Consider the following 22,997-nt stretch of genomic DNA (forward strand, 5'->3'; position numbering starts at 1 on the left):
ACTATACTAAAAAATCACACCCCGATGGAATATCGGAATGTGATCTTAAATCAAAACTAAATCAATAATATGTCCTAATTTTAGGGTTCATATCAAATAATAGTCTTTTCCCAGGAAATATTCTTAATTTCAAAAATTAGTGGTTAATTATTCTACACCATATTCCTTAGCAAATTCACTAAATGGCCTCAACCCGCGAGCTTGATACTTATTAACAAATTCTGGATTTGATAAGTCATTAATTTTAGTAGGGTATGGCATTTCATGAGTGTACTTGACATCAATCAGCATTGGACCATTCATCTTCTTGAATTCCTTAACTGCTGCTTCGAATTCTTTCTTATTGTGTGCAGTTACTCCCTTAACATTCATGCCCTTAGCTACTGTAGCCCAATCATTATCTGGAAGCTTTACGCCAGAGAGAGGTTGGTGAGAATCATCAATTTGTTCAGCTTCAATGAAGCCTAATGTTTCATTAGTAAATACAACATTCAGAACATGCATGTTGTAACGAGCTTGAGTAAGCAACTCCTCGCTCATCATTGCAAAGCCACCATCACCAGATAAGTTCCATACTTCTCTATCTGGATAAAGTTGAGCTGCTGCAAGTGATGCAGGTGCACCATAGCCCATGGTTGCATAAAGACCTGAAGTTGACCAAATTTGATGGTTATCTAAAGTCATCAAACGGTTAAAGTCAATAACTACGTTACCTACATCAACTGCAAAGATAGCATCTTTATCAGCTTCTTTATTAATAACATCCCAAATTGGTTCTGGGCGAACTGGCATTTCCTCAGAATCCCTAAACTTATCTACCCAAGCATTCCAATTCTCCTTGTCAGCCATAGCGGCCTTATATAATGGAGTTTCTGCCTTTTCTTCACCGGCATCAATAATTGCTCTTAAAGTCTTCTTACCATCTGCTAAGATTGCCACATCGACTTTATGGCGCTTGCCAAACTTCTTAGAGTCAACATCAATTTGAATAACTTTAGCATCTTTAGGGAAGAAGTCTGGAGAGAATGGTGAATCATTACCTACCCATAATACTAAGTCAGCTTGAGCTTGAACATCGTTAGCAGGCTTCTTACCTAAACGACCAATAGGGCCTAAGTTAGCTGGGAAGCTATCTTCGACAATTCCTTTACCTAAGAAAGATGACATAATTGGCATCTTAAATTTATTAGAAGCTTCCTTCAATTCTTCACCGGCGCCTCTAACACCAATACCATAGTAAATAACAGGTTTCTTAGCTTCTTTAATTAATGCTACCGCCTTTTCAACGTCTTCTTTTCTTGGTTCTGGATAATTTGGCATAGCAGAATGGTTAGCCGCATTTACACGGAAGCTATCCTCAATTTCATCCCAGCCAAAGTCCTTAGGTACAACAAGAACTGCAGGCCCATTTTGGGCATAGGCTTGACGGATTGCTTCATCCATCATTACCGGTAACAATTCCTTACTTTTAACTTGGTGGTTCCATACAGCCACAGCATCAAACCAAGGTTTTTCATCAAATGCTTGGAATCTACCTTGATCTTGATAAATTGTTGGCACATTAGCAACAATTGCTACCATTGGAGCTTTATCGTATTTTGCATCATAAAGACCGTTCATTAAGTGAACAGCACCTGGACCCGCTGATCCAAAGCAAACACCTAACTTACCAGTCATCTTATATTCAGAGGCTGCTGCTAAAGCACCAGCTTCTTCATGACGAACTTCGATAAATTTAATTCTATCTCTCCAATTATAAATACCGTTCATACCTGAATCAAAAGAACCTCCAGGTAATCCATAAATGTGATCAATGCCCCAATCGTATAATACTTGGAACATTGCATCAGCTCCACTTATTTTAGTCATAATTAGCACCTCACTTAAAATATTCCGTATGCTTAAATTAAACCACAAATATCAATATATTGAAAGCGATTGCACTTGGAGATTTTTATTACTTGCTTTTTTTAGTTAAAATCTATTATCTTCTCTTTTTACTTTGTGAAATATTTAACTATGATAAATCTATATTGTGAAATTTGCACAAATAAAAGAGACTCTAGGTCTGAGTCTCTTTTTTACTTATTTGTCTTCTGGCAGTTTAGCAATGCGGCCTTGCTGGATATATGCAGTTAAGATAGCCAAGTCAGCAGGATTTACACCAGAAATTCTCTCAGCTTGGGCAATAGATTCGGGACGAATCTTCTCAAACTTTTGTCGAGCCTCTGTAGCCAAGCTAGGAATAGCAGAGTAATCAATCCGATCTGGAATCTTTTTAGATTCTAAGCGGTGTAATTTTTCTACCATTGCTTTTTCTTTTTTAATATAGCCTTCATACTTCAAGGCAATCTCTATCTGTTCTTTAACATAGCGATCCTCAGAAATAACCTCACCAGTTAACTCCTCAACCGCATCAATCGTAACTCTCGGTCGTTTAATAAAGTCAGCTGCAGTTACACCAGCATTTAGACGATCTTGTTTAACACTAGCAAGGTAAGCTTGAACTTCATCGGTTGGGTGAATTTTAATCTCTGCAATATGTTTCATTGCCTGGGAAATAGCTTGCTTTTTCTCAAGGAAAGTCTGGTAGCGTTCATCATCAATCAAGCCCAATTCATGACCCTTAGCAGTTAAGCGAAGATCAGCATTGTCATGGCGCAAGAGTAGGCGATATTCTGCCCGACTAGTCAATAGTCGATAAGGTTCATTAGTACCCTTAGTTACTAAATCATCAATCAACACACCAATATAAGCTTCATCACGTTGCAAAGTGAACCCCGGCTTATTCTGAGCACTCAATGCGGCATTAATACCTGCAATCAAGCCTTGACCAGCAGCTTCTTCATAACCAGAAGTACCATTCATCTGACCAGCCGTAAACAATCCTTTAATGTTTTTAGTTTCTAGGGTATGTTTCAATTGCCATGGTTCAATTACATCATATTCAATTGCATAGCCTGGACGCATTAATTCCGCATGTTCAAGCCCTGCAACAGAGTGAACCATCTGTAATTGAACTTCTTCAGGCATTGAAGTAGAGAAGTCACCTACATAAATTTCTTTAGTATTACGTCCCTCCGGCTCTAAGAATATCTGGTGGCGGTCCTTATCTGCAAAGCGAACTACTTTATCTTCAATTGAAGGACAGTAACGTGGTCCCACTCCTTTAATTACACCAGAAAACATCGGTGCTCGGTCTAAGTTCTTGCGAATGATTTCATGAGTGGTTGGATTGGTGTAGGTCATATAACAAGACAATTGGTCTTCAACCTTAATATAGTCCTCATCTTTACTAGTATATGAGAAGTGGCGTGGCTCTTGATCTCCTGGTTCTTCTTCAGTCTTAGAATAATCAATTGTATTGCCATCAACACGCGGTGGCGTACCAGTTTTGAAGCGGCGAAGTTTAAAACCAAGTCTCTCTAAATTTTCAGGTAATTTTACTGATGGTAATGAATTATTAGGACCAGATGAATAAGCCAATTCACCAATAATAATTTTACCCCTAGCGGCAGTACCAGTCGTTAAGACAACGCTCTTAGCATGATACTTAGCACCAGTATTAGTAATCACCCCACGGCAGACACCATCTTCAACGACCAATTCATCAGCTACTGCCTGGCGTAAGGTAAGATTAGGTGTATTTTCAATTACATCTTTCATATGTTCATGATATTGCCACTTATCAGCTTGGGCACGCAATGCTCGAACAGCAGGTCCTTTACCAGTGTTTAGCATTCTCATTTGTACGTAGGTAGCATCAATATTCTTCCCCATCTGACCACCAAGAGCGTCAATCTCTCTGACAACTGTTCCCTTAGCAGGTCCTCCAACTGAAGGATTACATGGCATAAAGGCTACCATATCCAGATTAATCGTTAAAAGCAGCGTCTTTTCACCCATGTGTGCAGCCGCTAATGCCGCTTCACAGCCAGCATGTCCGGCACCAACAACAATTACATCATACTCATTTGAATCATATGTTTTCATTATTTTGTATACCTTTCTTACTTACCTAAACAGAACTGACTAAATAACTCTGTGATCAATTCATCCGGTGCACTTTCACCAGTGATCTCGCCTAAAGTATCCCAAGCATCTTTAAGATCAATTTGGACTAGATCAAGTGGCATAGCACTGTCTACGCCATTTATTACTTCAGCCAGTGACCGTTTTGCCTTTTGCAATAAACCAGCTTGGCGCTGATTAGTAACCATTACTTGATTAGCAGAGTTTTCAATACCGGAGAAAAATAATTTTTCAATCGCTTTTTCCAATTGGTCCAAATTTTCTTTTTGTAATATAGAAGTTACAACAATTGGGCTGTCTGTCAATTTAGTAATCATTGACTGGGAAACTTTTGTCCCCAAATCGCTCTTGTTTAAGATAATAATTCGTTTTTTATTTTCAGTAAACCTAAGTAGGTTCTGATCTTCTGTGCTTAATTGTCGACTTGAGTCAAGTAATAACAAGACTAAGTCCGCACTTTCTACAGCTTTTTTTGATCGTTCAACACCGATCTTTTCTACTTTATCTTCTGTATGGTGAATACCTGCAGTATCAATTAGCTTAAGCGGCACACCCTTAACCGAAACATATTCTTCTAAGGTATCACGAGTTGTTCCAGCTACATCGGTAACGATTGCCTTATCATCTTGAGTTAAATAATTCAAAAGCGATGATTTTCCAACATTAGGGCGCCCCACAATAGCTGTTGCTAAGCCATTGCGCATAATCTTGCCTTCTTGAGCCGTCTTAAGTAATTGATCAATCTTAGCCGATACAGATAGGGCCTTGTCTTTCATTTCCTTACCTGTCATATCATCCATATCATATTCAGGATAGTCAATGTTTACCTCTTCTTGAGCCATTGTATCCAGCAGCTCTTGGCGCATGGCCTTGATCTTTTCCATTAAGCCACCCGCCAATTGATTCATTGCTACCTCACGTGACTTGTCAGTTTTAGCTCGAACAATGTCCATCACTGATTCAGCTTGAGTCAGGTCAATTCTGCCATTCATAAAGGCACGCTTAGTATATTCCCCAGGATCAGCCATTCTGGCGCCATTTGCCAGGAGTAGTTGTAAGATGTCATTGGTTACAACAATTCCTCCATGACAATTAATTTCAACAATATCCTCACGTGTAAATGTCTTAGGTCCGCGCATCACACTAACCATTGATTCATCAATTACTTTATTAGTTTTAGGGTCAATAATATGACCATAATGAATTGTATGAGTTGGAACTTTAGTTAAATCCGCTCCCTTAAAGACCTTATTAGCAATCTTAATTGCCTCTTCACCTGATAGACGGACAATAGATATACCACCTTCACCAATTGGCGTAGAGATTGCAGCAATAGTATCGAATTGTGTTAAAACTTGTACCATTTTTCCCTCTTAAATATTCAAACTAAAAAATTAAATAAAAAAAGCGCTATTCCACCCTCAAAATATATTAAACGGTGGATAAAGCACTTTCACTACTTTATCTTCATAGATAATTAAATTATTTATTTCTTCTTACGCCCTAAGCGCTTATATGCTTTGCGCAAACGCTTTTCACGCTCTTGTTTAGCTTGCTTCTTTTCTTCCAATTCGCGTTGATACTTGAATGGATTTTGTAAGACAAAGGTCTGAACTACCTGGAACAGGTTAGAAATAACCCAGTACAACGAAATAGCTGATTGGAATCCTGCTGCAGTAACCCCAATAAAAATAGGCATTATATATGTCATACCTTTAGTCATACTATTTTGAGAAGATTTTGGCTGTGACATCTGACTAATATATGAAGACATAAAAGTAAATACAGCTGCCAAAATAGGCATTATAAAGTAAGGATCTGCATGTCCTAGATCTGTCCACAAGAAGTGCCCACTTTGTAATTGTGGCGTTCTTTGGATGGACTGATATAGGGCCCACATAACCGGCAGTTGAATAACTAATGGCAGACAGCCAACATATGGATTGACTCCCGCTTCTTTATATAGCTTGCTGGTTTCTTCTTGCAACTTTTGACGGCTTTCAACATCTTTTCCAGAATACTTTTTACGTAAAGCATCCATTTGTGGCTGAAGCTTCTGTTGCTTATCCATACTTTTAATTTGAATAGCGTTCAATGGCAACAGAATGATTCTGATTAAAACAGTAAAGATAACAATTGCCCAACCATAAGAATCATGAATCAGACCTGCAATCCAAAGAATAAATCTAGATAAGTAATATAGTACGTATCTATCCCACCAGCTTCCGCTATTGTGGGAAATAGGAACAATCTTGCCATTAGAAACAGGAGCACATCCTGCTAACACAAAGGCAATAGTGATCACTCCTAATACCAATACTAGTCTCTTAAAATTTTTCTTGGTTAAAAAGTCTTTCACTCTACTTTTCCTCTGTTTCCGTTTTTTTAGTAGATATCACATGCGCCAAATTAAGCACGTGCTTAAGATTTTTTCTAGTTCTCACCATATTAAAATCACGGGCATATGGTCTAGCGATTACTAAAAAATCTAAATCAGGTTTGATATCAGGCTTTATTTCCGTAAGTGTTGCACGAATATACCTCTTGAGTCGATTCCTCGCTACTGCAGTATGACCAACTTTTTTACCGACAGAAATGCCGACACGAAAATGTTTTTGCTGTTCTTTATTTAAAGAATATATGACAAAAGCACGATTTGCTATCGATTGACCTTGTTCAAAAACTTTTTGAAAATCTCTTTCAGTTTTTACGCGGTAGGATTTTCTCAATTTATATCATCCTAACTTAGATTAAAAAAACCACTGAGTTTCAGTGGCTTAAGCAGATAAGACTTTTCTACCCTTTTTACGACGTCTTGCTAAAACCTTACGGCCATTTGATGTAGCCATACGCTTCATGAAACCATGAACACGTGAACGATGACGCTTCTTAGGTTGGTAAGTTCTTTTTGTGGACATTAATATGCACCTCCGTTTAAGTGCTATAAGCACGATATTCTAAAATAGAATAACACATTTATTCATAAAATCCAAGTCTTTTATCATAAAAAATCCTTATTTATCATGCATTTATCTGACGATTTTTGCTCTACTTTTTTGTGGATTTCTTGAGTATAAATTTTATACAAAAAAATTATTCACACCTTTTTACACAAATATATTAACAATTCACAGCGTGTTAGTATCTTTATTCACAGGTTGTTCATAACTAAATTAAATTTATTGAAATTATTATAATGCCAAATAAAGTTGTGCACATTTTATCTGTGGATAATTTTATTTGGCAATTACTTAATTTTGCACTTGTGGAAAATTAAAAATATTTATTCACAACCTTGTTGATTTGTGAATTATATTTATGCACTTGTGGAAAACTTTTTGATTTAGTGTTAAACTATTTTATTGAAAATATTTATAATTTTTATCTGGAGGAAGTCCTTGTGTTTGACTTAGAAAAATTCTGGCAATTCTTCAATGAAGAAATGCAGCATCGCTACAGTGAAGTAGCTTACAATGCCTGGTTCAAAAACACTAAGCCTATTTCTTTCAATAAAACAAATAATGAAATGTTAATAGCAGTAGAGTCCCCAGTTTCTAAAGGCTATTGGGAGAAAAATTTAGCATCACAATTAATTCAAGAAGCATATGCTTACGCTGATATTGAAATTTCCCCTAAATTCCAGCTTGCTAACAATCTGGCTAATAACGAGCGTTTTTTAGCTCCTAATGTTAATCAAGAGAGATTAAGAGAGCCTCATCATCCTAATGCCTTCACGGAAGGACTACCGCTTAATAATAAATATACATTTGATACATTTGTTCAAGGCGAAGGGAATAAACTAGCTGCTGGAGCAGCCTTGGCTGTTGCTGATAAACCAGGTAGTTTTTACAATCCATTATTTATCTTTGGCGGGGTAGGCCTAGGTAAGACTCACCTAATGCAGGCTATTGGTCATAAAATGCTTGATGAGAATCCTGATGCCAAGGTTCTCTATATTCAAAGCGAAACCTTTGTAAATGATTTTATTAATTCTATAAAAAATAAGACCCAAGCAGCATTTCGTGAAAAATACCGTACTTGTGACCTATTATTAGTAGATGATATTCAATTCTTTGCTAAAAAAGAGGGTATTCAAGAAGAGTTTTTCCACACTTTTGAAACACTCTACAACGATCAAAAGCAAATAGTAATGACTAGTGATCGTCTACCTAATGAAATTCCTTCCTTATCTGAAAGATTAGTTTCAAGATTTGCTTGGGGATTGCAAGTTGAAATAACGCCACCAGATTTAGAAACTAGGATTGCAATCCTACGCAAAAAAGCTGAATCTGATGGTATGAATATTAATGACGATACACTTAACTATATCGCTACACAAATTGAAACTAATATTCGCGAACTAGAAGGCGCCTTAGTAAAGGTTCAAGCCCATGCCACAATTGAAAAATCCGATATTAATATTGGGTTAGCTAAAGATGCTTTAACTGATCTTAAATTAGTACAAAAAAATAGGGGCCTACAAATTCCAAAAATTCAAGAAGTTGTCGCTAACTATTTCCAAATCACAACTGAAGAGCTAAAAGGAAAGAAGCGGGTAAAACATATCGTGGTACCACGACAAATTGCAATGTATCTCTCCAGAGAACTTACTGATGCAAGCTTACCAAAAATAGGCCAAGAATTCGGAGGTAAAGACCACACCACTGTCATGCACGCCAATGAAAAAATTGAACATGCAATAAAAACAGATACCGAAATCAAGACCGCAGTCTATGATTTAAAATCCATGCTTCAACATTGACGGTTGATAACTTGTGGACAAGTTCACACATTTACACACAAGTTATTTACAGGCACTTTGCCATTAATACAGGTGTTTTGCCTACTTTTCCACATAATCCACCGTACCTACTACTACTTCTAAGTAATTAAATATATAATTAATAATATATAGTACACAAAAACAGGAGGTAAACGATGCAGTTTACAATTAATCGAAACTTGTTTCTGGAAAACTTAAACAATGCTATGCGTGCAATCTCTTCACGTGCAAGTATTCCTATACTTAGTGGAATAAAACTTAGTCTTAGTGAACAAGAGTTAACCTTAACCGGTAGCGATACTAACATTTCAATCCAAATTGAAATACCAGTTAATGACGATTTACACATTCAATCCACAGGAGCAATTGTTTTACCAGCACGCTTTTTCAGTGAAATTATTAAAAAGCTGCCAGGCAAAGATTTTTCCTTTGAAGTTAAAGAAAGCTTCCAGACCAAGATTACATCAGAAAATACTGAATTTATGATCAATGGTTTAGATGCTAATAATTATCCACATTTACCTGAAATATCCACAAGTTCATCTTTTAATGTTTCAGGTAAGACCTTTAGAAATATTATTAATGAAACTGTCTTCGCAGTTGCATCTCAGGAGAGCCGTCCGACCTTAAATGGTGTTAATTTCGTCTTTAGAAATAATTCAATTAAGGCTGTAGCCACTGATAGTCACCGACTATCACAAAGGGAAATTGACCTCGAAAATGGTCCCCAAGCAGATGCTACCTTAATTATTCCAGGAACCAGTTTGGTCGAATTATCTCGGATTATTGGTGAAACCGATCCAGAGATTATCGTTACTCCTGGTGATAATCAGGTACTGTTCAATGTGGGGAACTTAGCCTTCTATACTCGGTTACTTGAAGGGTCATATCCAGATACTGACCGCTTAATTCCAACTGAATCAATGACTAAAGTTGAATTTGACTTATCTACCTTAGCTCGTTCACTAGAGCGTGCAAGTTTGCTTACTCATGAAAGTCGCAATAATGTGGTTAAAATGAGCTTAGATGTGGATAATCAAACAGTTAAGCTCGAGGGTGATTCTCCTGAGATTGGTAATGTGGAAGAAGAAGTGGCCTTCAAGAGTTTACAAGGGGATAATCTTGAGATTTCATTCAACCCTGATTACTTACGTGATGCTTTACGGGCATCAATTACAGATACAATTGTGATGAACTTTACCCAGCCACTTCGTCCATTTACGGTTACCCCAGGACGTGAAGATGTTAACTTTATTCAATTAATTACACCAGTAAGAACATATTAATCAAATTTTGAACCACTAAGAAGTGGTTCTTTTTTTGCAATTTTTTGTTTAAAGCCATTTTTTGGCTTTATGAGCTTTTTTTGTTGCTTTTAGTATAGGGATATTAATTTGAACTAAATTAGTTTCTATGCCGCTTAAATTGTTTTTCACAATAAAAAAAGTTATAATTATAGAGTATAAAAAGAAAATGGGGTGATGATGATTAAAAATTTCACAATTAAAGGAGAATATATTACCTTAGCTCAATTTCTTAAGGAGGAGAGCATTATTTCTTCTGGTGGACAAGCTAAATGGTATTTAAAAGACAACCCTGTTAAATTAAACGGCGAAACCGAGGACAGACGTGGTAAGAAGATCCACCCTGGTGATAAGTTGTTGATAAATGACCAGATGTACGAATTTATAGCGGAGTAATCAATGTACCTGGAGAATTTATCATTAAAAGATTTTAGAAACTTTTCTAAATTAGAAGTTAATTTCGATCCTTACGTAAATGTCTTTATTGGCGCCAATGCACAAGGCAAGACTAATTTGCTAGAAGCTGTTTATTTTTTGGCCTTAACGCGATCCCATAGGACAAGCAGTGATAAGGAATTGATTAACTTTGAAGCTAAGAGTGCGACGCTACAAGGTTTAGTTCATAAAAGCCAAGTTGAAGTTGACCTTAAGATGCGATTAACCCCTAAAGGTAAGCTAGCCTGGGTTAATCGCTTGCAACAAAAAAAACTGTCACGCTATGTTGGTCAGATGAATGCAATTTTATTTTCACCAGAAGACTTATCTCTGGTAAAAGGTGGGCCAGCGATTAGACGTAGGTTCATGAATTTAGAATTTAGCCAGATTAATCCTGAATACCTGTATTTTTCTAATCAATATCAACAAGTGCTGCAGCAAAAGAATAATTATCTTAAGCAATTGGCTAGCCACAAGGTTTACGATCAAGTCTTTTTAGACGTTTTGTCTGAACAGTTAGCAGGAATTGCGGCAGAGATTATATACCGTCGCTTCAAGTATGTAGCAGCTCTCAATACTTATGCACAAGATGCCCACAGCAATATTAGTAATGGGCAAGAGGATTTACAAGTACAATATCATCCATCAATTTCTGGCTTAAGTTCTGATGATAGTGTCGAAGAGATCTACCAGCAAGTGATCGCTAACTTTAAAAAGAATAAAATTTCTGAGATAAGAACTGGGTTAACCTTATCGGGGCCACATCGTGATGACCTAATATTCACAATCAATGGCAAGAATGCTCGTGAATTTGCCTCACAAGGCCAGCAACGAACTATAGCCTTAAGTTTAAAATTAGCCGAAATTCAATTAGTTCATCAATTAACCAGTGAATATCCAATTTTGTTGCTTGATGATGTAATGAGCGAATTAGACTATAAGCGTCAGACTAGCTTATTGAGTTATATTTATGGTAAAACCCAAACTTTTATTACGACGACAGATTTAGAAGGTATTTCCTGGGAAAAGATCAAGTCACCCAAGATTTTTCATCTTGAATCTGGAAATATTGTTAAAGAGGAGAATTAGATGGCTGAGGATACAAATAAAAGCAAAGAAAAACGAGACCAGGAATTTGAAAAGCGCGCTGACTCATATAATGCCAGCCAAATTCAAGTTTTAGGTGGACTGGAGGCTGTACGTAAGCGACCAGGTATGTATATTGGTTCGACTAGTGCTCAAGGCTTACACCACTTAGTCTGGGAAATTATTGACAATAGTATTGACGAACGTTTAGCAGGATTTGCGACTAAGATTGAAGTTACTGTTAATGAAGATGGTAGTGTTACTGTCCAAGATGATGGTCGTGGAATTCCTGTGGATATTCAAAAAAAGACTGGTCGCCCAGCTTTAGAAACAGTCTTTACAGTCTTACATGCCGGAGGTAAGTTTGGCGGTGGCGGATATAAGGTTTCTGGTGGGTTACATGGTGTTGGTGCTTCAGTTGTTAATGCCCTATCTACTAAACTTGACGTTGCTGTTATGCGTGATGGTAAGAAGTATACGATTGCCTTTGACCATGGTCGTGTAGTACAGGAAATGAAAGAAGTAGGTAGTGTAGATCTAAGTCAACACGGAACAATTGTTCGGTTCTATCCAGATCCTGATATTTTTACTGAGACGATAATTTTTGATGACAAAGTTTTAAAGAATCGAATTCGTGAATTAGCTTTCTTAAATAAGGGACTAAAGTTAACTTTTACTGATAAGCGTAAAGAAACCGCTGAAACTGATGTCTATCATTATGAAGGCGGGATTAGAGAGTATGTTTCTTATTTAGACCGCGACAGTGAGGTTTTATTTGACACACCAGTTTATGTTGAAGGAGACTATGATGGCATTAATGTCGAAGTTTCCTTGCAATATACTAAGGGTTATAAGACAACTTTGATGACCTTTGCTAATAATATCCACACCTATGAAGGTGGGATGCACGAGGCTGGTTTTAAGACTGCCTTAACACGTGTTGTTAATGACTATGCTAGAAAGTCTAAGATCTTTAAAGATAAGGATGACAACCTTTCTGGTGAAGACATTCGTGAAGGCATGACGGCAGTTGTTTCTATTAAGCACCCTGCTCCTCAATTTGAAGGACAGACTAAGACTAAGCTTGGTAATTCTGATGCTAGGGCAGCGGTTGATAAGGCATTCTCTGAAACTTTTAGCAAGTTTTTGATGGAGAATCCACAAGTTGGTAGAAAAATTGTGGAAAAAGGTCAACTTGCTGCTCGTGCTCGTGTTGCTGCTAAGCGTGCTCGAGAAGTAACTCGTAAGAAGTCAGGCTTGGAAATTGCTAATTTGCCAGGTAAGTTAGCTGATAATACCAGTAATGATCCAAGCATCTCAGAATTATTTATCGTCGAAGGTAATTCTGCCGGCGGTTCTGCTAAGCAAGGGCGTTCTAGGTTAACTCAAGCTATCTTACCAATTAGAGGTAAGATATTGAATGTTGAAAAAGCCTCGATGGATCGAATCTTAGCTAATCAAGAAATACGTTCTTTATTCACAGCTTTGGGTACAGGATTTGGGGCAGACTTCGATGTTTCTAAGGCTCGTTACCATAAGTTGATAATTATGACAGATGCCGATGTCGATGGAGCCCACATTAGAACATTGTTATTGACGCTATTTTACAATTACATGCGTCCAATGATTGAGAAGGGCTATGTTTATATTGCTCGTCCACCTCTGTATCAAGTGCGTCAAGGTAAAGTAGAGAAGTACTTGGATACTGATGAGGAATTACATGAGTATTTAGGTACTCTTCAACCTAGTCCTAAGCCAATTGTTCAGCGTTATAAGGGATTAGGAGAAATGGACCCAGAGCAATTATGGGAAACTACAATGAATCCAGAGAATCGTCGCTTAGACCGTGTAAGTCCTGAATTTGCGGCAGATGCAGATAAGGTCTTTAACTTGCTAATGGGTAATGAGGTTGGACCTAGACGTGACTTCATTGAAAAGAATGCTAAATACGTTGAAAACTTGGATGCTTAGGAGGGCTTAGATGGATAACGAAACACAAGACCGTAGAATAAGAAATGTCGATTTGACTCAAACTATGCGTAGTTCATTTTTAGACTATGCAATGTCGGTTATTGTTGCACGTGCACTTCCTGATGTACGTGATGGATTAAAGCCTGTTCAACGCCGTATTCTTTATGGAATGAGTGAATTAGGTGTTAGCCCAGATAAACCCTACAAAAAGAGTGCCAGAATTGTTGGGGAAGTTATGGGTAAGTTTCACCCGCATGGTGATTCTTCAATTTATTTAGCAATGGCCCATATGGCTCAAGACTTCAGCTATCGCTATATGTTAGTTGATGGACATGGTAACTTTGGATCAATTGATGGCGATGAACCAGCCGCAATGCGTTATACTGAAGCCAGAATGAGCAGAATTGCCTTAGAGATGTTACGTGACATCAATAAAGACACCGTTGATTGGCAGCGTAACTATGATGATAGTGAGAACGAACCAGTAGTGTTACCTGCTCGTATTCCTAACTTGCTAGTTAACGGTACCAATGGTATTGCTGTAGGGATGACTACTAACATTCCACCTCATAACTTGGCAGAAGTCATTAGTGGTATTCACATGTTGATGAAGAACCCTGATGTAACTAACCGTGACTTGATGAAGGTAATACCAGGTCCAGACTTTCCAACTGGTGGTATTGTCATGGGGCGTAGTGGAATTTACCGTGCTTATGAAAGTGGTAAGGGAAATATTGTAGTTCGTGCTAAGACCAACATTGAGACCGAAAAGAGTGGTCGTGAGCGGATCGTTGTTAGCGAAATTCCATATATGGTCAACAAGGCTGAATTAGTTAAGAAGATTGCTGACTTAGCTCGCAATAAGATCATTGATGGTATCACTGGAATTCGTGATGAGTCTGACCAGACAGGAATGAGAATCACAGTTGATATTCGTAGAGACGCCAGTGCTAGCGTTGTTTTGAATAATTTATTCAAAGAAACCCAAATGCAAGCTAATTTCGGAATGAACATGGTTGCTATTGTCAATGGTGCTCCGCGCTTTTTAACTCTTAAACAAATGCTAGAGTACTATCTCAAGCACCAAGAAGATGTTATTCGTAGGCGGACTCAATTCGAATTAAAGAAAGCCCAAGCCAGAGCACATATTCTTGAAGGTTTAAGGATCGCACTCGACCATATTAATGAGATTATTAAAATTATCCGTGGTTCTAAGACCAGTGATATTGCCAAAGCTCAATTAATTCAGAATTTTGGCTTGGATGATCGTCAATCACAGGCGATTTTGGACATGCGCTTAGTTCGTTTAACCGGCTTAGAGCGAGATAAGATTGAAGCAGAATATCAAGAATTGCAAGCTAAGATTGCTGACTATAAAGATATTCTGTCTAAGCAAGAGCGAATTGACGAGATTATCTACAATGAATTATTGGACATTCAAAAGCGCTTTGGTGATAAACGCCGCACTGAAATTGCCGCAGGCGAAGTTGTCTCAATTGAAGATGAAGATTTAATTGAAAAACAAGATGTACTATTAACCTTGACTCATAATGGTTACATTAAGCGGATGCCAGCAAGTGAATTTAAGGTTCAAAATCGTGGAGGCCGTGGTATTAAAGGGATGGGAGTTCAAGATGATGACTTTATTAATCATTTGATCTTCTCAAGTACCCATGATTATCTCTTATTCTTCACTAACAAGGGGAAGGTTTACTCTAAGAAGGCTTACGAAATTCCAGAATTTGGTAGAAATGCCAAGGGCTTGCCAATTATAAACTTACTTCAATTAGAAAAAGGCGAAAAAATCCAAGCTGTCATTAATGTTGCCGAAGATGCTAATGACAATTATCTTTTCTTTGTAACTAAGTTAGGTACAGTTAAGCGAACTAAGGTCAGTGAATTCAGTAATATTAGACGTAGCGGTCTAATTGCCTTAACCTTACGTGATGGTGATGAATTAAATAATGTTTTGACTACCAATGGTAACCAAAATATCTTAATCGGTACTCACTTGGGGTACGCTGTAACCTTTAGTGAAAATGATGTTCGTGCGATGGGTAGAACAGCTGCTGGTGTGCGTGGAATCAACTTGCGCGATAATGATTACGTTGTTGGTTCGGATGTCTTGAAGCCAGATTCAGAAGTTCTAATTATTTCTGAAAAAGGTTACGGCAAGCGAACAGCAGCTAGTGAATATCCAGTTAAAGGCCGCGGTGGAAAGGGTATTAAGACTGCTAATATTACTGAAAAGAATGGTCCATTAGCTGGTGTAACTGTTGTTGATGGCTCGGAAGATATTATGGTCATTACAAGTGCAGGCGTGATGATTCGCTTCCAAGTATCAGATGTTTCTCAGACTGGACGTAGTACAATGGGTGTGCGCTTAATTCGTGTTGATGATGGTTCACAAGTAGCTAGTGTAACCACGGTAGCTGCCGAAGATGACGAAGAATCAGACGAAAATAATAAAAAAGATTAATAAATAAAAAAATTATCAGATGTTTTTGCGTAAATAATTTTGAGTAAATTACTCAAGGATCACGTGAAAATGTTTGGTAATTTTTTGATTTCTGTGTTACAATCTGAGATTGTGAGTAATATAATTACTCCTTGTTCTTGATTGTAACAAGAACCATTTGTCCAAGAGGAGGTGCATTTACAATGGCAAAGACTAAGTACGAAGTTACTTACATCATCAAGCCTGATGTTGACGAAGAATCAAAGAAGGCTTTGATTGAACGTTTTGATAAGGTTGTTAGCGACAACGGTGCTGAGAACCTCGAGTCAAAGGATTGGGGTAAGAGACGTTTCGCTTACGAAATGGATAAATACCGTGAAGGTACTTACCACATTATGACTTTCGATGCAGAGAACGCAGACGCAGTTAACGAATTTGGTCGTCTTTCTCGTATTGATAACAAGATTTTACGTTCAATGACTGTAAAATTAGACAAGTAATTATTTAATTCGTGAATTAGGAAGGAAGGACAATAGTATGATTAATAATGTTGTACTTGTTGGCCGTTTAACACGTGATCCTGATTTACGTTCTACTGGAAGTGGAATCTCGGTAGCATCTTTTACCTTAGCTGTAGATCGCAATTATTCTAATAAGCAAGGTCAAAGAGAAGCTGACTTCATTAATTGCGTCATCTGGCGTAAGGGAGCAGAGGTATTCTCTAACTATACTTCTAAGGGCTCATTAGTTGGTATCCAAGGTCGTCTTCAGACTAGAACTTATGAAGATAAGGATGGTAAGACCGTTTATGTAACAGAAGTAGTCGTTAATGACTTCTCATTCTTAGATACCCGTCGCAGAAATGACGCTGACCAAGCTAATGGTGGCAGTTTTGCCCCACAAGCACCTAGCGCACCGAATACTAATAACTTCGGTGGAATGAGTGCTCCAAGCGGCAACAATAACGCTGCACCAGCTCCGAATAATGAAGATCCATTTAAAGATTCCGGTAGCACTATTGAGATTTCAGATAACGATCTTCCATTTTAATTTAACTAGAAAGGATCTTTGATATGGCTCAACAAAGAAGAGGTGGCCGTCGTCGTCGTAAGGTTGACTACATTGCAGCTAACCATATTGATTACGTTGACTACAAGGATGTTGATTTGTTGAAACGTTTTATCTCTGAAAGAGGTAAGATTTTACCACGTCGTGTCACTGGCACTAGTGCAAAGAACCAACGTAAGTTGACTGTTGCTATCAAGAGAGCTCGTGTAATGGGCTTATTACCATTCGTAGCAGAAGACTAAAAACAAATCAAAAAATAAAAAAGAGTACCACTGGGTACTCTTTTTTATTATCCTTTTGAGGTAAGATAGAAACATAACGAAGGAGGTTGTAGAATGATTATTAAACAAACATTGCCTGGCCAGTATGACTTTGATTATAGGTGGTATGATATTTATAATTTGGATGAACATGACATTAAGGTATTGCAGACCAAGTTTCAATTGACGACAGAGATTATTCAATATATCACTGACTTACATGAACGTCCTCACTTTGATCATGACTACATTACCAACAGTGATTTGCTTGTTTATGATGTACCAATTTGGCCTACTTCTGATGCAGATCATTTTACGACCTTGCCGATTAAGTTCTTAATGGTCGATAATACCTTATTTACTATTCATACGCCAGATACGACATATATGATTGAAGAATTTAGGCAAAAGGCTGATAATGATATTCATAGTGAAAAAGAATTAATTTTTGCTATTTTGATTTCTGTTACTAGATATTTTCAACGGGCATTGAATCAGTTGAATAGTCAGCGTGTGGTTTTGGATCGACACCTAAGTGGCACGATCAAGAACCGTGACTTACAAGAATTAGCTCAAGTAGAAAAAAGTTTAGTCTATCTATCTAGTTCGATTCGAACAAACTTAATGATGCTAGAGAGTTTAAAGAATCAAAAGTCAGGCTTACATATGAATAAGTCTGAAGAAGAAATGTGTGACGATATCATTATCGAAGTTCAGCAATCTTCCCAAATGGTTAAAATTTATAATGAAGTTACGGAAGAAATTTCTAAAACTTCAAATAATATCTTGAATAATAACCTAAATAATACTATGCAATTTTTAACAGTTTGGTCACTTTTATTAACCGTACCAACGATTGCGACGGGATTTTTTGGTATGAATGTTGACTTGCCTATATTCCACAATCCACTTGATTGGATATTTATAAGTGTGGGGACGATAATTGTAATGATTGCTTTATTATGGTATTTCAAGAAGAATAATATGTTATAAATTATTCTGGCTTAGCTAGCGAAGAAATTTCTGTTAACTACATGGGTTATAATAAAAATACTATGGTGAACTTTTTTATGTTAATGCTCTAAGAAAGGATCTTTATGAAAGATTTTTTTAGTAAATTGGAATTACCCGCGTTTATTAAGGATTCCAGATTAACGGCTTCAATAGTAATTGTCTTGGCATTATCTTTGCTGGGAGCAATTATTGGATTTATGATTAGCCCTTTATATGGCTTGGCAATGATTTTGTTGTTTATTTTAATTTCGGCATTTTGTGTTTATGGTACTTATGTGCTAGCAGGAAATGCTAATAATTATGCAGCTAATCTGTCATACCGGATAAAACGTGGTGAACAAGAAGCCATCATTAAAATGCCATTGGGAATCCTGCTCTATGACAAGGACCAACAGATACAATGGGTTAATCCTTACTTACAATTTTATTTAAAAAATAAGGATGTAATTGGCTCTTCTATTAAGACAATTGATCCAGAGTTATATCAGTTGATAGATGAAGCAATTAAATCTAAGAATAACCAAGATCGTATTGTTAACTGGGGCAATAATAAGTTCCAGATGGTAGTTCAGAATAATTTGGGTGTTGTATACTTATTGGATATTACTCGTTATGCCAAGATTGAAGAGAAATATCGCCAGCAACGTCTAGCAATTGGGTTAATTTTTATTGATAATTATGATGAACTTAGCCAGTCAATGAGTGATCAGAACCTAACAACAATGAGTAGTTATATTCAGAATTCCTTGAATGACTATGCTGTGAAGTTTAATTCTTACTTGAAGAGAATTGATGAAGACCACTTCATTATCTTGATGCACATGCAAGATTTAGAAGAAATGGAACAAAATAAATTCTCTATCTTGGATAAGATTAGAAAGGAATCTAGCCGTAAGAATACCCCGTTGACCCTTTCAATCGGGATTGCCTTTGGTTCAGAAAGCTTAAATGAAATTGCCGACCAGGCTCAGTCTAACCTAGATCTTGCCTTAGGACGTGGTGGTGATCAAGTTGTAGTTAAGCAGCCCGGTAAGAATGCTCGCTTTTATGGTGGTAAGTCTAATCCAATGGAGAAGCGTACCCGTGTCCGAGCAAGAATGGTTGCTCAAGCCTTACAAGAATTGTTTAAGGGAGTTGATCGGGTATTCGTTCAAGGACATCGAAATCCAGATCTAGATGCAATTGGATCAGCTATCGGAATTGTTAAAATTGCTAAAGTTCATGGTGTAAAGGCCAATGTTGTCTTAGATACTAAGAATGTTAACTATGACGTTGGCCGCTTAATTGCAAGAATGCAAGCAGCAGGCTTGGATAAGGATATGTTTATCTCACCTGAAGAAGCACTAAAAGAAGCAAGTGATAATTCTCTACTAGTGTTAACTGACCACTCTAAGTACTCGATTACTTATGATCCAGACTTGTATGAACGACTTAAGAATCGTCTCATTGTGATTGACCACCATCGTCGCGGTGAAGAATTCCCAGAAAATCCAATGTTGGTATATATTGAACCATATGCTTCTTCAACTTGTGAGTTAGTAACAGAGATGATCGAATATCAACCGCAGGGCGGCGAAGGAGTCTTAAATGACTTAGAAGCTTCCGCAATGCTGGCCGGAATAACTGTCGATTCTAAAGAATTCTCACTGCGTACAGGTACTAGGACCTTTGATGCGGCAAGTTATTTACGTTCAATTGGTGCCGATACGCAGGTAGTAACCGAATTATTGAAGGAGAATATTGACAACTTCTTACGTCGCAGCCACCTAGTATCAACGATTCAGATGGTTAAGCCAAATATCGCTGTATTAGCAGGAGAAGATACTCAAGTGTATGATCCTGTGGTCACAGCCCAAGCGGCTGATACCGCCTTATCACTAGAGCATGTAGAAGCTAGCTTTGCGATTACTAGGCGAAGCAAGGATATGATTGGTATTTCTGCCCGCTCTACTGGTAAAATTAATGTGCAAGTTATTATGGAGAAGTTAGGTGGCGGTGGCCACTTATCTAATGCGGCAACGCAGATTAAAGGAATAACGATTGACCAGGCTAAGAGTCAATTGCTTAAGGCAATTGATGAATATTTAGAAGAGAATAAGGAAGAATAGGAGATATTTATGAAGGTTATTTTTGTTAAAGATATGCGAGGAAAAGGTAAGCGTGGAGAAGTTAAGGATGTTCCTACTGGTTATGCTCAAAACTTCTTGATTAAGAATGGCTATGCTAAAGAAGCTAATGCGGCTAACTTAAACACCTTAAAACGGGTAGAAAAGGCTGAGAAAGATGCTTATGAAGCCCAAAAAGCCGAAGCTGAAAAGATTAAAGCTAAGCTTGAAGAAGATGGAACTGTAGTTAACTTTAAGTCTAAGGCAGGAACAGATTCGCGCTTATTCGGTTCAATCTCAAGCAAGAAGATTGTTGAAGGCTTAGAACAACAATACGGCTTAAAGATTGATAAGCGTAAGTTAGAATTACCTGAACCAATCAAGGCTTTGGGCTATACTAATGTTAAAGTTAAATTATTTAAGGGCGTTGAATCTACTATTCGCGTTCATATTACGGAGCAAGACTAATTAATTATGGATAATGTTGTTTCTCAACAAATTCCCCATGATAGCGAAGCAGAAAAAGCGGTCCTAGGGGCCGTTTTTTTAGACCCGGCAGTAATTAATGACTTGTCAGACGCCTTGGGGCCAGATGACTTTTATGAAAGAGCTAATCGAATTATCTTTAGGGCTATGATTCAACTTGAAGAACGTGACGAAAAGGTCGATGTCATTACTATTCAAGATGAATTAAATAAAAACAATCAATTAGAAGATATTGGTGGGATTGCTTATGTTTCTGAATTAGCGGTAACAACGCCAACTTCTGCCCATGTGTCTTATTATGCCCAGATAATTAAGCGTAAGTCTTTATTGCGACACTTGATTGCGACTAGTCAAGGTATTATCCAGACTGCAATGCAGGATTCTGATGATGTGACTGATATTTTAGACCAGGCTGAAAGTGCCATTATGAGTGTTTCGCAAGAGAACACGACAGGTGGCTTTCACAATATTAAAGATGTCTTGCGTGATGCTGTTGAACAGATTCAGATTGCCTCAAGCAATGATACGATAGTTACAGGATTGCCAACAGGCTTTTCAGAGTTAGATAAGATTACAACTGGTCTGCATGATGATGAGTTGATTATCCTAGCAGCCCGTCCTGGTGTCGGTAAGACAGCCTTTGCCTTGAATATTGCAGAAAACGTTGGTCGTAATACCGATAAGTCAGTGGCGATGTTCTCTCTAGAAATGGGAGCGGACCAATTAGCACAAAGAATGATTGCATCGGTAGGATTGATTGATTCTCAGCACTTAAGAACAGGACGACTAGAGGAGCAAGAATGGAGCCAATTAGTTGCCGCTACAGGTGCACTTAGTGATACTGGGATCTATATTGATGATACTCCTGGTATTAAGATGAGTGATATTCGAGCTAAGTCGCGCCGCTTAGCTAAAGAAACAGGTAACTTAGGCTTAATTGTAATTGACTACTTACAGTTAATTGAAGGACCTAAGAGTGAAAGTAGACAACAAGAAGTGTCAGCTATTTCACGTCAATTAAAAAAATTAGCTAAGGAATTACATATTCCGGTAATTGCCCTCTCGCAGCTGTCTCGTTCAGTTGAACAGCGTCAAGACAAGCGCCCAGTCTTATCAGATATTCGTGAGTCTGGATCAATTGAGCAGGATGCCGATATCGTTGCCTTCTTATATCGTGATGATTATTATCGTGATGAACGTGAAGATGGCGATGATGGTGAAGTAGAGCCGGAAGATGATAATGGTGAAGTAGAAGTAATTATTGAAAAGAACCGTTCCGGTAGTCGTGGGACGATTAAACTAATGTTCTCCAAGCCTTATAATAGGTTCTCGAACTTAGATTATGTACATCAAGAACAAAAATAATAATCAAAAAATGCCATCGCTGTGTATCTTTAAGCGATGGCGTTTTTATCTAAAAAAGTAATTTATAACTAACTCAAACGTCAACTTTTTATAATGCGTACATACTTTAAATGATACAATGTTTATCAGGCAACTATGTCCTCCCACACTTAATATGGAGGTGAGTACTTTGTTGCAAGATATTTTAACTTCTGTCATCGGCCCTATTATTGTAGGGATAGTGTTAAAGCTATTCGATGAATGGTTAAGCCATCGACACAATGACAAAAAGAAATAGTTGTCACTTAACCCTCACGCCTAAATAGTTGCATTAGACGAAAAATAAAAGCCTGACTGTTGTTGCGGACAGTCGGGCTTTTTGAGTACTTTGTTTTAAATATTTTAACTTCGTTGCACAGTTATTATAACACGAATATTCATGAATGTGCAAAACATACTGTTTCTAACTCTCATAAATAAAAATTCTACTTAAAAGTATTTTTCAAAGAATAGTTCAAATTATAGTAAAGCCTTAGCTAATTCAAAATCACCTAGAGTAGCTGAACCATTGTTAGCAACAGTTGGAGTAACGATGAGGTCGTCTAAGTTCGGAGTTGCTACATAATTATTGTTGAATTCATCAAAGAACTT

General features: G+C 37.5%; 19 protein-coding genes and 2 pseudogenes. 14 read left to right on the forward strand and 7 right to left on the reverse strand.

What is annotated here, in order from left to right:
* Window positions 1-150: 150 nt before the first annotated feature.
* The 6 genes and pseudogenes from spxB to rpmH all read right to left on the reverse strand — a co-directional run.
* A pseudogene (gene spxB / locus J2Z60_RS10240) lies at window positions 151-1,869 on the reverse strand (pyruvate oxidase); the annotation flags it as partial.
* Window positions 1,870-2,085: 216 nt separating this feature from the next.
* Window positions 2,086-3,993, reverse strand: coding sequence for a tRNA uridine-5-carboxymethylaminomethyl(34) synthesis enzyme MnmG (mnmG, locus tag J2Z60_RS10245; RefSeq protein WP_209687606.1), 1,908 nt, complete (start codon window positions 3,991-3,993; stop codon window positions 2,086-2,088).
* A 17-nt stretch (window positions 3,994-4,010) separates the two neighbouring features.
* On the reverse strand, window positions 4,011-5,396 hold the full coding sequence (gene mnmE, locus J2Z60_RS10250) for a tRNA uridine-5-carboxymethylaminomethyl(34) synthesis GTPase MnmE (protein WP_209687607.1): 1,386 nt from the start codon (window positions 5,394-5,396) through the stop codon (window positions 4,011-4,013).
* 122 nt (window positions 5,397-5,518) lie between these two features.
* Window positions 5,519-6,391 carry a membrane protein insertase YidC gene (locus J2Z60_RS10255; protein WP_209687608.1) on the reverse strand — a complete coding sequence of 291 codons (873 nt, stop codon included), beginning with the start codon at window positions 6,389-6,391 and terminating at the stop codon, window positions 5,519-5,521.
* 1 nt (window position 6,392) lies between these two features.
* Window positions 6,393-6,761: a ribonuclease P protein component gene (gene rnpA / locus J2Z60_RS10260; protein ID WP_209687609.1), complete on the reverse strand. Its 369-nt coding sequence runs from the start codon at window positions 6,759-6,761 to the stop codon at window positions 6,393-6,395.
* 48 nt (window positions 6,762-6,809) lie between these two features.
* Window positions 6,810-6,950 (reverse strand): 50S ribosomal protein L34, encoded by a 141-nt coding sequence (gene rpmH, locus J2Z60_RS10265; RefSeq protein WP_209687610.1) that lies wholly within the window; start codon window positions 6,948-6,950, stop codon window positions 6,810-6,812.
* Between the two features lie 482 nt (window positions 6,951-7,432).
* On the opposite strand from rpmH, the gene dnaA reads away from it, so the two are divergent.
* From dnaA to J2Z60_RS10335, 14 genes are all read left to right on the forward strand, one after another.
* Window positions 7,433-8,794: a chromosomal replication initiator protein DnaA gene (dnaA, locus tag J2Z60_RS10270; RefSeq protein WP_209687611.1), complete on the forward strand. Its 1,362-nt coding sequence runs from the start codon at window positions 7,433-7,435 to the stop codon at window positions 8,792-8,794.
* Between the two features lie 176 nt (window positions 8,795-8,970).
* Window positions 8,971-10,101 carry a DNA polymerase III subunit beta gene (dnaN, locus tag J2Z60_RS10275; RefSeq protein WP_209687612.1) on the forward strand — a complete coding sequence of 377 codons (1,131 nt, stop codon included), beginning with the start codon at window positions 8,971-8,973 and terminating at the stop codon, window positions 10,099-10,101.
* A gap of 195 nt (window positions 10,102-10,296) precedes the next feature.
* Window positions 10,297-10,515, forward strand: coding sequence for a S4 domain-containing protein YaaA (gene yaaA, locus J2Z60_RS10280; protein WP_209687613.1), 219 nt, complete (start codon window positions 10,297-10,299; stop codon window positions 10,513-10,515).
* Between the two features lie 3 nt (window positions 10,516-10,518).
* On the forward strand, window positions 10,519-11,643 hold the full coding sequence (recF, locus tag J2Z60_RS10285; RefSeq protein ID WP_209687614.1) for a DNA replication/repair protein RecF: 1,125 nt from the start codon (window positions 10,519-10,521) through the stop codon (window positions 11,641-11,643).
* Window positions 11,644-13,611 (forward strand): DNA topoisomerase (ATP-hydrolyzing) subunit B, encoded by a 1,968-nt coding sequence (gene gyrB, locus J2Z60_RS10290; protein ID WP_209687615.1) that lies wholly within the window; start codon window positions 11,644-11,646, stop codon window positions 13,609-13,611. It abuts the gene before it with no gap.
* 10 nt (window positions 13,612-13,621) lie between these two features.
* Window positions 13,622-16,090 (forward strand): DNA gyrase subunit A, encoded by a 2,469-nt coding sequence (gene gyrA / locus J2Z60_RS10295; protein ID WP_209687616.1) that lies wholly within the window; start codon window positions 13,622-13,624, stop codon window positions 16,088-16,090.
* 182 nt (window positions 16,091-16,272) lie between these two features.
* Window positions 16,273-16,569, forward strand: a complete 297-nt coding sequence (rpsF, locus tag J2Z60_RS10300) for a 30S ribosomal protein S6 (RefSeq protein WP_209687617.1) — start codon at window positions 16,273-16,275, stop codon at window positions 16,567-16,569.
* A gap of 37 nt (window positions 16,570-16,606) precedes the next feature.
* Window positions 16,607-17,119: a single-stranded DNA-binding protein gene (gene ssb, locus J2Z60_RS10305; RefSeq protein ID WP_209687618.1), complete on the forward strand. Its 513-nt coding sequence runs from the start codon at window positions 16,607-16,609 to the stop codon at window positions 17,117-17,119.
* A gap of 23 nt (window positions 17,120-17,142) precedes the next feature.
* On the forward strand, window positions 17,143-17,379 hold the full coding sequence (gene rpsR, locus J2Z60_RS10310; protein ID WP_209687619.1) for a 30S ribosomal protein S18: 237 nt from the start codon (window positions 17,143-17,145) through the stop codon (window positions 17,377-17,379).
* A 93-nt stretch (window positions 17,380-17,472) separates the two neighbouring features.
* A complete protein-coding gene (locus tag J2Z60_RS10315; RefSeq protein ID WP_209687620.1) occupies window positions 17,473-18,390 on the forward strand; it encodes a magnesium transporter CorA family protein in 918 nt (305 codons plus the stop codon).
* A gap of 104 nt (window positions 18,391-18,494) precedes the next feature.
* A complete protein-coding gene (locus J2Z60_RS10320; RefSeq protein ID WP_209687621.1) occupies window positions 18,495-20,519 on the forward strand; it encodes a DHH family phosphoesterase in 2,025 nt (674 codons plus the stop codon).
* A 9-nt stretch (window positions 20,520-20,528) separates the two neighbouring features.
* Window positions 20,529-20,984, forward strand: coding sequence for a 50S ribosomal protein L9 (rplI, locus tag J2Z60_RS10325; RefSeq protein ID WP_209687622.1), 456 nt, complete (start codon window positions 20,529-20,531; stop codon window positions 20,982-20,984).
* A gap of 6 nt (window positions 20,985-20,990) precedes the next feature.
* A complete protein-coding gene (gene dnaB, locus J2Z60_RS10330; RefSeq protein ID WP_209687623.1) occupies window positions 20,991-22,367 on the forward strand; it encodes a replicative DNA helicase in 1,377 nt (458 codons plus the stop codon).
* Between the two features lie 154 nt (window positions 22,368-22,521).
* A complete protein-coding gene (locus J2Z60_RS10335; RefSeq protein ID WP_245328805.1) occupies window positions 22,522-22,644 on the forward strand; it encodes a type I toxin-antitoxin system Fst family toxin in 123 nt (40 codons plus the stop codon).
* 221 nt (window positions 22,645-22,865) lie between these two features.
* Here J2Z60_RS10335 and J2Z60_RS10340 read toward each other — a convergent pair.
* Window positions 22,866-22,997, reverse strand: a pseudogene (locus J2Z60_RS10340) (fructokinase/branched chain amino acid--2-keto-4-methylthiobutyrate aminotransferase); the annotation flags it as partial.

It is taken from the genome of Lactobacillus colini (assembly GCF_017874575.1).
Lineage (GTDB): Bacteria > Bacillota > Bacilli > Lactobacillales > Lactobacillaceae > Lactobacillus > Lactobacillus colini.